Annotated in this window: 11 protein-coding genes; 9 read left to right on the forward strand and 2 right to left on the reverse strand. The window is 74.3% G+C overall.

Going from position 1 to position 13,772, the window contains the following annotated elements:
- The 6 genes from AC4OXY_RS20320 to AC4OXY_RS20345 all read left to right on the forward strand — a co-directional run bounded on the left by AC4OXY_RS20320 (position 1) and on the right by AC4OXY_RS20345 (position 7,600).
- Positions 1-1,374: an O-antigen ligase family protein gene (locus AC4OXY_RS20320; protein ID WP_356022992.1), complete on the forward strand. Its 1,374-nt coding sequence runs from the start codon at positions 1-3 to the stop codon at positions 1,372-1,374.
- Positions 1,375-1,675: 301 nt separating this feature from the next.
- Positions 1,676-3,757 (forward strand): murein biosynthesis integral membrane protein MurJ, encoded by a 2,082-nt coding sequence (gene murJ / locus AC4OXY_RS20325; RefSeq protein ID WP_491994376.1) that lies wholly within the window; start codon positions 1,676-1,678, stop codon positions 3,755-3,757.
- 129 nt (positions 3,758-3,886) lie between these two features.
- On the forward strand, positions 3,887-4,579 hold the full coding sequence (locus tag AC4OXY_RS20330) for a polysaccharide deacetylase family protein (protein ID WP_491994377.1): 693 nt from the start codon (positions 3,887-3,889) through the stop codon (positions 4,577-4,579).
- A complete protein-coding gene (locus tag AC4OXY_RS20335; protein WP_362819640.1) occupies positions 4,576-5,799 on the forward strand; it encodes a glycosyltransferase in 1,224 nt (407 codons plus the stop codon). The genes AC4OXY_RS20330 and AC4OXY_RS20335 overlap by 4 nt, the downstream gene beginning before the upstream one ends.
- Positions 5,796-6,431, forward strand: a complete 636-nt coding sequence (locus tag AC4OXY_RS20340) for a YveK family protein (RefSeq protein ID WP_491994378.1) — start codon at positions 5,796-5,798, stop codon at positions 6,429-6,431. Before AC4OXY_RS20335 ends, AC4OXY_RS20340 begins: the two co-directional genes overlap by 4 nt.
- Positions 6,428-7,600 (forward strand): GNAT family N-acetyltransferase, encoded by a 1,173-nt coding sequence (locus AC4OXY_RS20345; protein ID WP_376285701.1) that lies wholly within the window; start codon positions 6,428-6,430, stop codon positions 7,598-7,600. The genes AC4OXY_RS20340 and AC4OXY_RS20345 overlap by 4 nt, the downstream gene beginning before the upstream one ends.
- Here the strand turns inward: AC4OXY_RS20345 and AC4OXY_RS20350 are convergent.
- Complete coding sequence (locus AC4OXY_RS20350; RefSeq protein ID WP_491994379.1) at positions 7,597-8,868, reverse strand: glycoside hydrolase family 26 protein; 1,272 nt, start codon at positions 8,866-8,868, stop codon at positions 7,597-7,599. The genes AC4OXY_RS20345 and AC4OXY_RS20350 overlap by 4 nt on opposite strands.
- A 153-nt stretch (positions 8,869-9,021) precedes the next feature.
- Between AC4OXY_RS20350 and AC4OXY_RS20355 the strand changes: the two genes are divergently transcribed.
- From AC4OXY_RS20355 to AC4OXY_RS20365, 3 genes are all read left to right on the forward strand, one after another.
- Positions 9,022-10,359, forward strand: coding sequence for a carboxylate--amine ligase (locus AC4OXY_RS20355; RefSeq protein WP_362819642.1), 1,338 nt, complete (start codon positions 9,022-9,024; stop codon positions 10,357-10,359).
- Positions 10,359-11,612: an FAD-dependent oxidoreductase gene (locus AC4OXY_RS20360; RefSeq protein ID WP_491994380.1), complete on the forward strand. Its 1,254-nt coding sequence runs from the start codon at positions 10,359-10,361 to the stop codon at positions 11,610-11,612. The genes AC4OXY_RS20355 and AC4OXY_RS20360 overlap by 1 nt, the downstream gene beginning before the upstream one ends.
- Before the next feature lie 565 nt (positions 11,613-12,177).
- A complete protein-coding gene (locus AC4OXY_RS20365) occupies positions 12,178-12,588 on the forward strand; it encodes a hypothetical protein (protein WP_356023010.1) in 411 nt (136 codons plus the stop codon).
- Between the two features lie 36 nt (positions 12,589-12,624).
- On the opposite strand, the gene AC4OXY_RS20370 is transcribed toward AC4OXY_RS20365, so the two are convergent.
- On the reverse strand, positions 12,625-13,497 hold the full coding sequence (locus AC4OXY_RS20370) for a beta-1,6-N-acetylglucosaminyltransferase (protein WP_356023013.1): 873 nt from the start codon (positions 13,495-13,497) through the stop codon (positions 12,625-12,627).
- Between the last annotated feature and the right edge of the window lie 275 nt (positions 13,498-13,772).

The following is a 13,772-nucleotide window of genomic DNA, read 5'->3' on the forward strand; positions in this document are numbered from 1 at the left end:
ATGGCCCTCGCCTCGCCGCTCGCCCGCCCCTGGCGCAGCGCTCCGGTGCTGCCCGTGGCGGCCGTGGTCGCGCTGCTCGCGCTGCCGGCCGACCCCGGTGCCGAGGGCGGCGCGGGCCCCGCCGACGCGCTGTCCGCGCTGGTGGTCGCCTACTGCGCCGTACGACTGCTGCGCGACCGGGCCCGCCCGCTGTCCCGCCGGGCCGCCGTCCTGCTCGGCCTTCCCGTGTTCGGCGTCTCGCTCGCCGCGCTGCACGCGGTCACGCCGGGCACCGGCATCGCCGGGCTCGGCCGCTACCTCCAGATCTTCGTGCTGGTCCCGGCGGCCGTGGTGCTGCTCCTGCGGGACCGCCGGGACCTGCGGCTGCTGTCCTGGTCGTTCGTGGCCCTCGCGCTGTTCCAGGGCGCGATCGGCGTGCACCAGTACGTCACCGGCACCGGCGCCTCCTACCAGGGCCAGGACATCCGCGCGGTCGGCACGTTCGGGTCGTCGGACGTGATGGGCATGGCGACGGTGGTGTGCTACGGGCTGGTCTGCGCGACGGGCCTGGCGCTGGGCCGCGGTCCGGTGCGCGTCCGGGCCACGGCCACGGCGTGCGCCCTGGCCCTGCTGCTCCCTCTCGCGCTGTCGTTCAGCCGGGGCGCCTGGATCGCCACGGCCGTCACGCTCACCGCGCAGCTGGTGCTGGCCGGGCTGCGCCGGGCGCTGCGGGCGGGGGCGGTGGCCGCGGCCGCGTGCGTGGTCCTGGTGGGCGGGTTCGGGATGGGTACGACGATGCTCCAGGAGCGGTTCGACAGCATCACCCAGGTGGCCGACGCGCCGGACCAGTCGGTCACCGACCGGTACACGATGTGGGCGGCGGCCGTCGACATGTGGCGCGCGCACCCGCTGACCGGCGTCGGTCTGAAGGGCTTCCCCGAGTACCGCGACGGACACGCCTCCCTCGCGCTGTCCTCCGGCAGCGACACGGAGGGCGCGGGCGCGGCGTTCCGGCGTCAGCCGCTGCTGTCCCCGCACAACATGTACCTGCTGGTCCTCGCCGAGCAGGGCCTGATCGGCCTGCTCTGCCTCGTAGGCGGCTGGCTGGCCCTGCTGGTGTGCGCGCTGCGCGGCCTTTCGCGCAGCCGGGCGCCCGGCGGCCACGGCCTGGACTGCGCCCTGACCGCGTGCGGCCTGCTCGTCTGGCAGCTGGTCGACTTCGCCTACGCCGACATCGGCGGCCCCTCGACGGTCCTGACGGCGGTCTGCTTCGGCCTGGTCGCCTGGTGGGCGCTGGCCGGAGCGGACGCCGCGGACGGCACCGCCGACGTGCCGGGTGGGACCGGCACACCCACGAAGCGGGGAACGACGACGGGGAAGGCGGCCCTGCGATGACACCGACCACACGAATGCCGTGCGGGCCGCGATGCCGGGTACGAGTGCGGGTTCGGGTACGGGTGCGGCGCCGGGTGCTGGTTCGGGCTCGGCACGAGGGGCGGGTTCGGTGCCAGGGGCGGGGGCGGATCGGATGACGGCCCCGAGGATCGAGGACGCGCCGGGCCCGGAGACCGGCCCGGGACCGGCATCGGCACCGGCACCGGCACCGGGAACTGACGCGGGACCAGCGCCGGGAACGGACGCGGAACCGGGACAGGGGACCAGTGCGGGGCCGGTGCCATGGACCGGAGCAGCGCCGGTGCCTGAGGTCGGACCAGGGCCGGTACCGGATCCAGTCACCGGCACACTCGCGCTGCCGGTGGCCCGGTCGGGCAACGCTGCCGAGCAGGAACCGGCGGCACCTGCCGCTCCCGGCCCGTCCGACGCTTGCGGCTCCGCCGACGCCCGATCCGCGGCATCCGCCGGCTCCGGGACCGCCGATGCCCGCCCCCCGGCACCCGCCGGCTCCACGTCGGCCGATGCCGGATCCACCGCGTCCGCCAACCCCGGCTCCGCCGACACCACCCCCACCGACACCGTCCCGTCAGCCGTACCCGACACACCGCCGTCCGTCGGTTCCCCGGCCGCCGAGCCTGCGCAGCAGACCTGCGGGGGGCACGTTCCGCCCACCCGGCGGTTTCTCGCGCGGGCCGCGTTGGTCACCGCGTCCCTGTCCGTCGCGGCGGCGCTGCTCGGGCTGGTGCGGGATCAGGCGCTGGCGCGGCTGTTCGGGGCCGGGCGGGACACCGACGCGTTCCTGGTGGCCTGGACCGTGCCGGAGTTCGCGGCCACGCTGCTCATCGAGGACGGGCTGGCGTTCGCGCTGATCCCGGCGTTCAGCAGGGCGCTGGCCCGGCGGGCGCAGGGCGTGCCGGGGGATCCGGTGCGCTCGCTGGTCGCCGGGACGCTGCCGCGGCTGGCGCTGGCGTTCGCGGCGGTCGGCGGACTGCTCGCGCTGGCCGCCCCGCAGTTCGTGGCGGTGCTGGCGCCGGGCCTGCCCGATCCGGGGCTCGCCGTGGACTGCACCCGGCTCACCGCGACCTGCGTGCTCAGCTTCGGCCTCGCCGGATACGCCAGCGCGGCCCTGCGCGCCCACCGCCGCTTCCTCGCCCCGGCCGCGATCTACCTCGCCTACAACCTCGGCATCGTCACCTCGATGTACGCGCTCGGCGGCCGCTGGGGCGTGCGCTCGGCCGCGGTCGGGGTCGCGGCGGGCGGCCTGCTGATGGTTCTGCTGCAACTGCCGTTCTTCGTACGAGAGTTGCGCAGGAGAGACAGGACGGAGGACGCGGCGCCGAAGGCGGCGGACGGGCCTGGTGCGCTCGCCGCGCCCCTGATGGCGACCGTCCTGCTCTTCGCGCTGTGCCGGCAGTCGCAGGTACTGATCGAGCGGTACTTCGCCTCCGGCCTGCCCGCCGGGGCGATCTCGCACCTCAACTACGCGCAGAAGGTCGCGCAGATCCCGATGTCGCTGTCGCTGATGCTGTGCACGGTCACCTTCCCGGTGGTCGCGCGGGCGCTGGCCGAGGGTGACATGGAGCGGGCGCGGGCCCGGGTGGAGCGGGATCTCGCGTTGGCCGCGACACTGGTGCTGCTCGGCGCCGCCACGGTGACGGCCTGTGCGCCGCAGCTGATCCAACTCCTCTTCCAGCGCGGCGCGTTCACCGCCCATGACACGGCGGCGACCGCCGAGGTGATGCGGGTCTACGCGCTCGGGCTGCTCGGCCAGACGCTCACCGGCGTCCTGGTCCGCTCCTACTTCTCGGCGGGCCGCGCCACCTGGTACCCGCTCGCCGCGATGGGCGCCGGGATCGTCGTGACGTCCTGGATCGCCGCCTGGACGGTCGGCACCTGGGGCGTCACCGGGATCGCCGCCGCCAACGCCACCGGCATCACCGTCACCGCCGCCCTGCTGCTCGCCGGGATGCGCACCCGCAGCGTGCCCGTCCGGACCTCGGGCGTGCTGTGCGAGCTGAGCCGGCCGCTGCGGGCGGCCGGGGTCGCCGCCCTGGCCGGGGCCTTCGTCGCCCGGCTGCCGGGGTCGCCGCTCGCCGGGCTCGCGGCCGGCGTCGCCACCGTGACCGTCGTGTTCGTCCTGCTCGGCCGGGCCCTGGGCGACCGGGCACTGAGCGTTGTCGTCTCGTTCCAGGCCGCTCGGCGACGCCTGGCACGCATCCCCCCGCAGGGGGCACCCCCAGCCGCGTCGCCGAACCGCCCGAGCGGCTACGTCACGCGTGCGCTCCGGCGCCTCGGCTCGCACGCGTCCCCGCTCTCGGCCTGGCTCGACCGGGGGGACTCCGGGACGCCGCCGAGCCCCCCTCCGGGCGGACGCCGGGAATGAGACGACAGGACCGCGCCGCCGCCCTCCGTTCCGTACCCACCCAGACCCGAAGGCTCGCCCATGTCCTCCTGCGTTGAGATGGCCCCGCCGGTCCACCGTTCCAGACCCGGCCCGGTTCCCTGGATCGCCATGTACCACTCGGTCGGCGACTGCTCCGACGACCCGTACCGCATCACGGTCAGCCCGGCCCGGCTGGAGCGGCAGCTGCGCTGGCTGCGCCGGCAGGGGCTGCGGGGCGTGTCCGTGACCGAGTTGCTCGCCGCCCGCGCGCGCGGCGAGGGGCGGTACCTGGTGGCCCTCACCTTCGACGACGGATATGCCGACTTCCTGGTCAACGCCCTTCCGGTGCTGTCCCGTTGGGGCTGTACGGCCACCCTGTTCGTGCTGCCCGGCCGGCTCGGCGGCGTCAACGACTGGGATCCGCTGGGCCCGCGCAAGCCGCTGCTGACCGCCGCCGGCATCCGGCGCGCCGCGGCCGCGGGCGTGGAGATCGGCTCGCACGGCCTCACCCACGTGGATCTGACCCGCGCCGACGACGCACAGCTGCGGCACGAGACCGCCGAGAGCCGCTCCCGGCTGGAGCAGTTGACCGGCACCGGGGTCACCGGCTTCTGCTATCCGTACGGCACGGTCGACCGGCGCGCCATGGAGGCCGTGCGCGCGGCCGGATACGGCTACGCCTGCGCCATCGACCCCGGCGCGCTGAACGGCCCGCACGCCCTGCCGCGCGTGCACGTCGGGCAGAACGACAGCGCCGCGCGCCTGCTCCTGAAGTACCGGCTGCACCGGCTGCGCCGCCGTCCCGTCGCGGGGCTGCGATGAGGGCGCTGCACATCATCACGGGCCTCGGCATCGGCGGGGCCGAACAGCAACTGCGGCTGCTGCTGCGGCACTTGCCGGTCCACTGCGACGTGGTGACGCTGACCAACCCCGGTCCGGTGGCCGCCGGGCTGGCGGCCGACGGGGTGCGCGTGACCCACCTCGGCATGACCGGCAACCTCGACCTGGCCGCGCTGCCGAGGCTGGCCCGGATCATCCGGCGCGGCCGCTACGACCTCGTGCACACCCACCTCTACCGAGCCTGCCTGTACGGCCGGATCGCCGCCCGGCTGGCCGGGGTCCGCGCGGTCGTCGCCACCGAACACTCCCTCGGCGACTCCCAGATGGAGGGCAGGCCACTCACCGCGGGGGTGCGCGGGCTGTATCTGCTGGGCGAGCGGCTCGGCCGGGCCACGGTCGCCGTCTCCCCCACGGTCGCCGACCGGCTCATGTGCTGGGGCGTGCCCGCACCGCGCGTGACGGTCGTGCCCAACGGCATCGACCTGGCGCGGTTCGCCTACGATCCGGCGGCCCGGCTGCGCACCCGCGACCGGCTCGGACTGCCCGCCGACGCGTTCGTCATCGGCGCCGTCGGCCGTCTCGCCCCCGGCAAACGCTTCGACGTCCTGATCCAGGCGCTCACCCGACTGCCCGACGACTGCCGGCTGTTGCTGGTCGGCGGCGGCCCGGAGGAGGGCGCGCTGCGGCGGGCGGCGCGGGCGGCGGGCGGCGCCGACCGGGTGCTGTTCGCCGGCGAGCGGGCGTACACGGGCGACTCCGGCGGCTCGGGCGACTCGGGCGGCGACACGTCCGGCCCCGATCTGCCCGCGCTGGCCTCGGCGATGGACGTGCTCGCCGCGCCGTCGGCCGAGGAGGCGTTCGGGCTCGCGGTCGTGGAGGCGCTCGCGGCCGGGCTGCCGGTGCGCTACACCTCCTGCCCGGCCCTTCAGGACCTGGCGCCCGAGGCCGCCCCGGGCGCGCTGCGCGTCCCGTGCGACGCCGGCGCCTACGCCCGCGCCCTCGCCGAGGTCCGCGCCGAGGTCCAGGCCGCCGGCCCGGGCCCGCGCACCGCCCCCGAGGCGGCCCGCCACTACTGCATCACCCGCAGCGCCGCACGGCTCATGGACGTCTACGCCGCGGCGCTCGCCGCCCCGCACATCCCCCTCCAGGTGCCGCACATCCCCGTCCACTTCCCCGTCCAGCAGGGAGCAGAGCCCTCATGACCGACAACCACCGCCCCGCCCGCCTCCGCGCGCTCCCGTCCTGGTCCCTGGTGGCGGCCGGGGTCCTCGCGGGCGGGCTGCTCGGCGGCGCGTACGGCGAGCTGAAGCCCCCGGCGTACACGGCGACGAGCTATGTCATCGCCGTCTCCACCGACAAGTCCGACACCGCCTCCGCCCTCGGCTTCGCCCAGGCCTACGGCCGGGTCGCCACCCAGCTCGCGGTGCTCGCCGACGCCCAGGTGTGGGCCGGGGTGCCGGTGAGGACGCTGCGCGACAGCGTGCGCGCCGCGACCTCGCCGGACGCCCCGATGGTCTCGATCTCCGCCACCTCCGCCCACCCGGCCGAAGCCGCCGACATGGCCAACGCGGTGGCCCGCGCGCTCACCAAACACGCCGACGACGCCAAGGACGACACGCACGTCGGCCTCCTCCAGTTCTCCCGCGCGCTCAAGCCGACCTCGCCGGCCTCGGCCTCCGCGAAGGTGACCGGGCTGGTCGGGGCGAGCGCGGGAGGGCTGCTCGGCACCCTCGCGCTGCTGGTCCGGCCGCGGCGCCGGCCGGAGGAGGAGACCGCGCGTCCGACCCCGGTGCCCGGCCCGGCCGTCGCCGCCGACGCGCACGGCGCCCGGTGACGGCCACGGAGCCGGGACGCACCGCCCGCGCCGGCGAACCCGGCACCGGGTTCGTCCCCGGGTTCACTCCCCGGCGCGTTCCCGAACTCGTCACCGAACTCCTCACCGACGAGGCCGGCTTCGCCGCGCTGGCGCCGGCCTGGGAGCGGCTCTACGGGCGGTGCGCCGCCGCGACCCCCTTCCAGAGCCACGCCTGGCTGCACTCGTGGTGGCTGTCGTACGGCCGCCCCGGCCGGCTGCGGCTGCTGCTGGTGCGCTCCGGCGGCGAGCTGCTGGCCGCCGCGCCGCTGATGCTGGTCCGGCGGCCGCTGCCCGTGCTGGTACCGCTCGGCGGACCGATCTCCGACTACGCGGACATCCTCCTGGACGACGCCGACGACGGACCCGCGGTGCGCGCGCTCACCACGGCCCTCGCGCGCGCGGCCCGTACGGCACTGGTCGACTTCCGCGAGGTACGCCCGGGCGCGGCGGTGGAGCGGATCCACGGCTGCTGGTCCGGCCCGCGCCGCGCGGTGCCCGACTCCCTGTGCCTGGAGCTGCCCGCCGTGTCCATGGACGGCCTGGTGGCCCGGCTGCCGTCGAACAAGGCCCAGCAGCGGGTGCGGGCGAAGCTGCGCAAGCTGGACTCGCTGGGCGTGGAGCGGCGGGCGGTCGGCCCGGAGGAGGTGGCCGGGGCCCTCGACCGGCTGCTGGAGCTGCACCGGCTCCAGTGGCAGGGACGCAGGGTGACGACCGAGCACCTCCAGCCCCGCTTCCGCACCCATCTGGTGCGCGCGGTGGGCCCGATGGTCCGATCGGGCAGCGCGGTGGTCACCGAGTTCCGGATCGCGGGCGAGGTGCTGGCCGTCGACCTGACCCTGCTCTCCCGCGGCCTCGCCGGCGGCTACCTCTACGGCGCCCATCCGGACCTGCGCGCGCACAAGGCGGACGTCGCCGTGATGCTGCTGGACGCCTGTACGGACCAGGTGACCGGACGCGGCGCGCTGAGCCTGCTGCGCGGCGACGAGCCGTACAAGCGCCACTGGCGTCCCGAACCGGTCACCAACCGCCGTCTCCTGCTGGCCCGCCGCCCCACCGCCCCGCTGCTGACGGCCGCCCTGTGCGAGACGGCGGCCCGGCAGCGGGGCAAGGAGGTGCTGCGCTGGTGGAGGGAACACCGTCGGTGCTAACTACTCCGCGACCACCAGTCGAAGCGGATGCAGAGCCTGCCGCCGAGCCAGTACTCGATCCAGTTGCCGAGATCCACCGGCGAGCAGTCGCCCAGGGACCCGGTGGCCGCCTCCGGCTTCGCGGCCGGGGGCGAAGCGGGAGCCGTGGCCGGTGTGGGAGTCGGCGCCGGTGTGGGTGCGGTGCTCGGCTGGACGGGGAGGTCGTACAGGGCGCGGCGGTAGATCTGCGACGACCTGGGGTTGGCCGAGCACTGCCAGACGCCGTGCGGGCAGTAGTCGGTGAGCGTGTTGTAGAGCGGCTTGTGCTCGTCGATCCAGGCGAGCATGCGTTTCATGTATTCGGCGTTGTCACCATTGCGAAAGAGTCCCCACTCCGGGTAGGAGATCGGTTTGCCGTGGGACTTCGCGAAATCCACGTGCTGTTGGAGGCCGTAGGGCTCTTTCACCTGTTCGTCGAAGGACTCCCCGGTCGGCTGGTCGTAGGAATCCATACCGATGATGTCGACCGTGCTGTCCCCCGGATAGCACTCGGTCCAGGGCACCCCGTCCCGGCCGCGGCTCGGCGTGAAATCGAACCGGAATTTCTGCCCCGGTACGGCACGCATGGTGGTGACGATCCTGTTCCAGTAGGCCTTCCAGCTCTCCGGGTCCGGCCCGCAGCGATGGGTGTACGTGGTGCCGTTCATCTCCCAGCCGAGCACGACCACCGTGTCCGGCACCTTCAGCTCCACCAGCCGCTCGGCCAGGGTCTTGAAGTGCCCGTCGAACGCCCCGGCCGCGCCCTGCCGCAGCAGCCACCGCACCCCGGCGTCGGAGACGTGGTCCTCGTTGCGCTCCTGCATGGGCACGTTGAGGACGAGCGTGCGGTCGGCCTTGTCCCGCCGCCAGCGCGCCCACACGTCCAGGAATCCGGGCGCCCCCTCGATGTCCCGCCAGCGGTCGCCGGGGAGATAGGTGTGGGCGACCTTCAGCTCGGTGCTGCCCAGCCAACGGCTCAGCCCGGCCATCCGCGCGACCCCGACCGGCCCCGAGTCGAGGAACGCCCCGAACGGCGGTACGGCAGCCTTGGTGGGCGTGGGAGCCGGCGTGGTCGGCGTCACCGGGACCGGAGTCACCGGGCTCGGTGTCACCGGGACCGGCGTGTCCGGGGGCGGTGGGACCGGCTCCACGGCGAAACCGGGGCCGACCGCCAGGGCGACCGACGCGACGGCCGCCACCGCGATCACCGCGGACCGCCGGGTCCTGGCACCGCTCTGCTGTGCGCCCATGCCCGCTCCTCGCCCCACTCGGTTGCTTTCCGTCCGCCGCGTTTTCCTGTTACTGACACACAGTCATATCGGTACGAATTCCGCCAGTGCGGTTACGGCTTTCAGGTGGCCCGAACCCCCGCACGGGCGAATCGAGGAGAAGGAACAACACCCGTGTCGCTCCTGGACGTCCAGGTCCCCGCGGTCTTGCTGCGGATCGACCGGAACCCCTTTCATCACGGCACCCTGGGCGCCGTGCGCTCCCTCGGCAGGGCGGGAGTGGAGGTGCACGTCGTCGCCGATTCCGCGGGAAGTCCCGTACGGGCGTCGCGATTCGTGCACCGGCTGCATCCCCCGCCGCGGCCCGGCGCCTCCCCCGGCGACATCGCCGCCACCCTGCTCCGGGTCGCGGCCCGCGTGGCGCGGCCGGCGGTGCTGATCCCGCTGGACGACGCGAGCGCCATCGCGGCCGGCCGGCTGCGCGAGGAGCTGGCGCCCGCCTATCTGCTGCCGCAGCAGCCCGGCGCGCTGCCCGAACGCGTAGCCGACAAGGCGGAGCTGGCCGGGCTGTGCGCCGCCGCGGGCGTCCCGCACCCGGTGACCCTGGTCCCGGACAGCGCCGAGGACGCGGCGGCGGCCGCGTGGCGGCTGGGGCTGCCGCTGGTGGCCAAGTGGAGCCGGCCCTGGCTGGTGCCGGCCGGCAGCGGGCTGCGCTCGACCGTGCTGGTGCGCTCGGCGCGCGAGGCCCGGGAGCTGTTCCTGCGCAGCGCCGAGGCGGGCAGCACGCTGCTGCTCCAGACGTTCCTGCCGCCGGGGCCGGACCGCGACTGGTTCTGCCACGGGTACGCCGACCGCACCGGCGCCGTCCGGGCGGGCGGCCCCGGCCGCAAGCACCTGGCCTGGCCGCGCGGCGCGGGTCTGACCGCGGTCGGCCAGTGGACGCCCAACCCGCAGATCACGGCGCTGGCCGAGCGGCTCACCCGCGACCTGGGCTACCGGGGCATCTTCGACCTGGACTTCCGCCGCTGCGGCAGCACCGGCCGCTACCACCTGCTGGACTTCAACCCGCGTCCCGGTGCCCAGTTCCGGCTGTTCACCGACAGCGCCGGCCTGGACGTCGTACGCGCCCTGCACCTGGATCTGACCCACCGTCCGCTGCCGGCGGGGAGGCCGCTCGCCGGGCGGCGGTTCGTGGTGGAGAACTACGCCCCGCTGACCGCGCTGCGGCCCGCGCCGGCGGGCCGGGAGCTGGCCTGGCACGCGGCGGACGACCCGGCGCCGGGCCGGGCGATGTGGACGCTGTGGAGCCGGCGCGCCGCCTGCCGCCTCGCGGGCCCGGTCACCGGCCGGCTGCGCCCTCGCAGCTCCCCCGCACCGGCGGCCGTACCGGACACCGCACCGTGCCTGGTGCCCACGGCGTGCGGTCCCGGAGGCACCGAGATCACCGATGTCCCCGACATCACCGACATCACCGACGACTTCCGTGAGGACGAGAAAGCGAGCAGTTGCTGATGTACGACCTGCTGGTGGTGGGCGCCGGCCCGTACGGGCTGTCCATCGCGTCGCACGCCGCGGCGGCCGGGCTGAGCGTCCGCGTGCTCGGCCGGCCCATGGCGTCCTGGCGCGACCACATGCCCCGCGGCATGTTCCTCAAGTCGGAGCCCTGGGCCTCCAACCTCTCCGATCCGGAGGGGCGTTGGCGGCTCGACGTCTTCTGCGCCTTCCGGGGCCTGGCCGCCCGGCACGCCGAGCCCCTCCCGCTGGACGTGTTCGCCGAGTACGGACTGTGGTTCGCGCGCAACGCCGTACCGCCCGTCGACGAGCGGACGGTGGCCCGGCTGGCGCCGTGCGCGGGCGGTTTCGAGGCCGTCACCGAGGACGGCGAGACGTTCACCGCCCGGACGGTCGCGCTGGCCGTGGGCGTGGTGCCGTTCACCGAGATCCCGCAGCCGCTGCGCCATCTGTCCCCGGCGCTGGTCTCGCACAGCAGCCACCACGCCGACCTCGAACGCTTCCGCGGCCGGGACGTCACCGTCGTCGGCGGCGGCCAGGCGGCTCTGGAGACCGCCGCGCTCCTCGCCGAACAGGGCACCCGGGTGCGGGTGCTGGCCCGCGCGGACCGGCTGTGCTGGAACGACGTGCCGCCGCCCTGGGAGCGCCCCTGGTGGCGCTCGGTCCGCGCGCCGCACAGCGGCCTCGGCCCCGGCTGGCGGAACTGGTTCTACGCCGAGCGGCCCGGCCTGTACCGGCGGCTGCCGGAGCGGACCCGGACCCGGATCGCGGGGGACGCGCTCGGCCCGGCGGGCGCCTGGTGGGTGCGCGAGCGGGTGGAGCGCCGGGTGGAGGTGCTGCTCGGCCGGGAGATCGTGACGGCCCGTGAGGTGCCGGACGGGCTGCGCCTGGAGCTCGCGGGACCCGGCACCGGGGCGCGGTCCCTGCACACCGGGCATGTGATCGCGGCGACCGGTTTCCGGGCCACCCGGGACCGGCTGCGGCTGCTCTCCCCCGAGCTGCGGGCGCTGCTGGCGACGGGTGCGGACGGGGCGCCGGAGGTGGGGGCGGAGTTCGAGTCGTCGTACCCCGGGCTGTTCCTGGCCGGTCTGATCACGGCGGCGGGCTTCGGCCCGGCGATGCGCTTCGTGCACGGCGCGACCTTCACCGCGGGCACGCTGGTGCGCGGGGTACGGCGCCGGCTGCGAGGCGCTCCGCCGCAGGTGCCGTCGCCGGCGGCGGCCGCGCTGCCGCTGGAGGCGCCGCTGCCGTGAGGGGCCGCCGGCCGGCCGCGCCGGACGGGCAATCGGGTGAATTTCCCGGTTTTTCACGCATACGGGTTTCTTCGGGCTCCTTATTTCGTTCACAGTCTGCGCGTCGTGGCACGTGTGAACGGGCGCCATATCCGAGCGACATACACCCCTGCGACGACCGCGCGGAACAACACCCCACGGCCCGCTGCGGAGCATCCCCTTCTCTGGCTCCAGGGGCCGGCTTCCGAATCCTTCCGAGAGGAAAGTCAAGAGAGTGCGACAGACCCTGAGCAAGGGATTGATCGTGGCGGCCACCGCGACAAGCGCCCTGACTCTGTGCGGCTCATGGGCATTCGCGGACTCCGGTCCGCGGATGACAGGGGCCGACTCATTCGCTTCGACGTCCGGAAACACGGATCAGTGGGACTTCCCGGGTGGGGCAGGCGCCCTGCGGGCCGTCGAGCGCGCGGAAGGCGCGACGCAGATGGCGCGCAGGACGGCAGAGGATTTCTCGGCCCCGGCTCACACCACCGACGATTCCCCCGGCCGCGATTCCTCCACCCGCACGACGAAGGTGAGTCACCGGTTGTCCTCCGGAAACCACGGAGTCGACGAACCGAGTCACCAGCCCACCCAGGGAAACCACGGCGACGACGAACCGAGTTACCAGCCCACTCACGGTGACTACGGAGACGACGACCCGAGTTACCAGCCCTCCCACGAAAACTACGGGGACGACGAACCGAGTCACCAGCCGTCCCACGAGAGCTACGGCGACGAAGAGCCCGCACCGGAGCCGCCCAAGGCACCGGACCACCCCCGCGCCGAGCCGGTGCATCAGCCTGACCACCAGACCCCGCCGCCGGCGCACCAGCCTCCCGAGATGGCCCGTACCGGCGCGGAGGAGACCTTCGCAGCCCTGGCCGCCAGCGGGGCTCTGCTGGTTGCCGGAACCGCCCTGTACCGGGGAGGTCGCCGGGCCGCGTCCCAGAAGTAGTCGGCCGGGTGCCGGACGCCTCGCGTCCGGCACCGGTCACGTTCGTCTGTCGAGGGCGTCGAGCAGTTCCGCCGACCGGGCCGAGGCGACCTTGCGGACGAAGTACATCCGGGAGGCGTCGATCGCCGGGAGATCGGCAAGTGTCCTGGTGCCCCTGAGCATGCGGTCCACGTAGTGGAAGTTGCTCAGGTCAGAGGTGATGCGGCCGGCCCTCGGCCTCAGTACCGGATCCTCCACCTCGGCCCGCCGGCCGCTGTTCCACAGAAGCGTGTGGAAGAACATCTCGTCCGGTGCGAGCGTCGTGCGGAACAGGTTCTCCCAGCGGGGGTCCTCGGCCTTGCCCAGGAGGTCCGCGACGCAGTCGGCGGTCAGCGCCGTCCACTGGCTCCCCGACACCGGCTCGACGTCACCGAACACCGAAGGCCTGCGTCGAGGGGTCAACTCCGAGATCCCCCTGCGCAGCATGGCGCGGGCGAGGTAGGCGGGGCCCGGTCCGATGGGAAGGGCGTCGAAACACCACCGCTTGAGGACCCGGCCCTCGGCCGCCGCGCCGTCGAGCAGCGGTGCCGTCCGGCAGTGCTGCCGGAACGGGGCCGTAGCGAGATAGTCGGCGAATTCGGCCACCGGGCGGGCGGGATAGCACTGCCCGGACAGCAGAACGATGTGATCGGACGGCTGCGCGAACTCCAGCGCCGTGCGGTACAGAGCCAGCATCGCGCGGACGACCGAGAAACCTCCCCATCGGACGACGACGCGTTCGCGGACGTACGTGGTGCGAGGCACTCCCGCGAAGTCGTCACCTCGCGACCGGGCGTCCACATGGACGACCACAGGGTACGGCGCCAGCCTCTCGACCAGCCGGGCGAACAGCCCGGGCTCGGTGTGGGCGAGCACGGCAAATACCGGCATCCTTCTCTCCTCCCGGGTTTCGCTGCGATCGCCAGCGCTCCGTTCCCCACCGTGCCCGCACTATACGCATTGGACAATGCAGATCAATGTACGGAAAGACATAGGTTTATGAAGTTTGACTGATATAAGTAGTGGCCGATGAGCGACTGAGGCCGCTAAGGAGAGCCATGGGCCGGTCCACCAACGCGATGTCCGGGCAGGCGTCCTTCTCCCCGCCCTTCAAAACTCTTCACCGCGAGGGCGCGCGGGCTCGCTGGTACCGCCCGCTCTCCGTC

The organism is Streptomyces sp. HUAS MG56 (genome assembly GCF_058673395.1).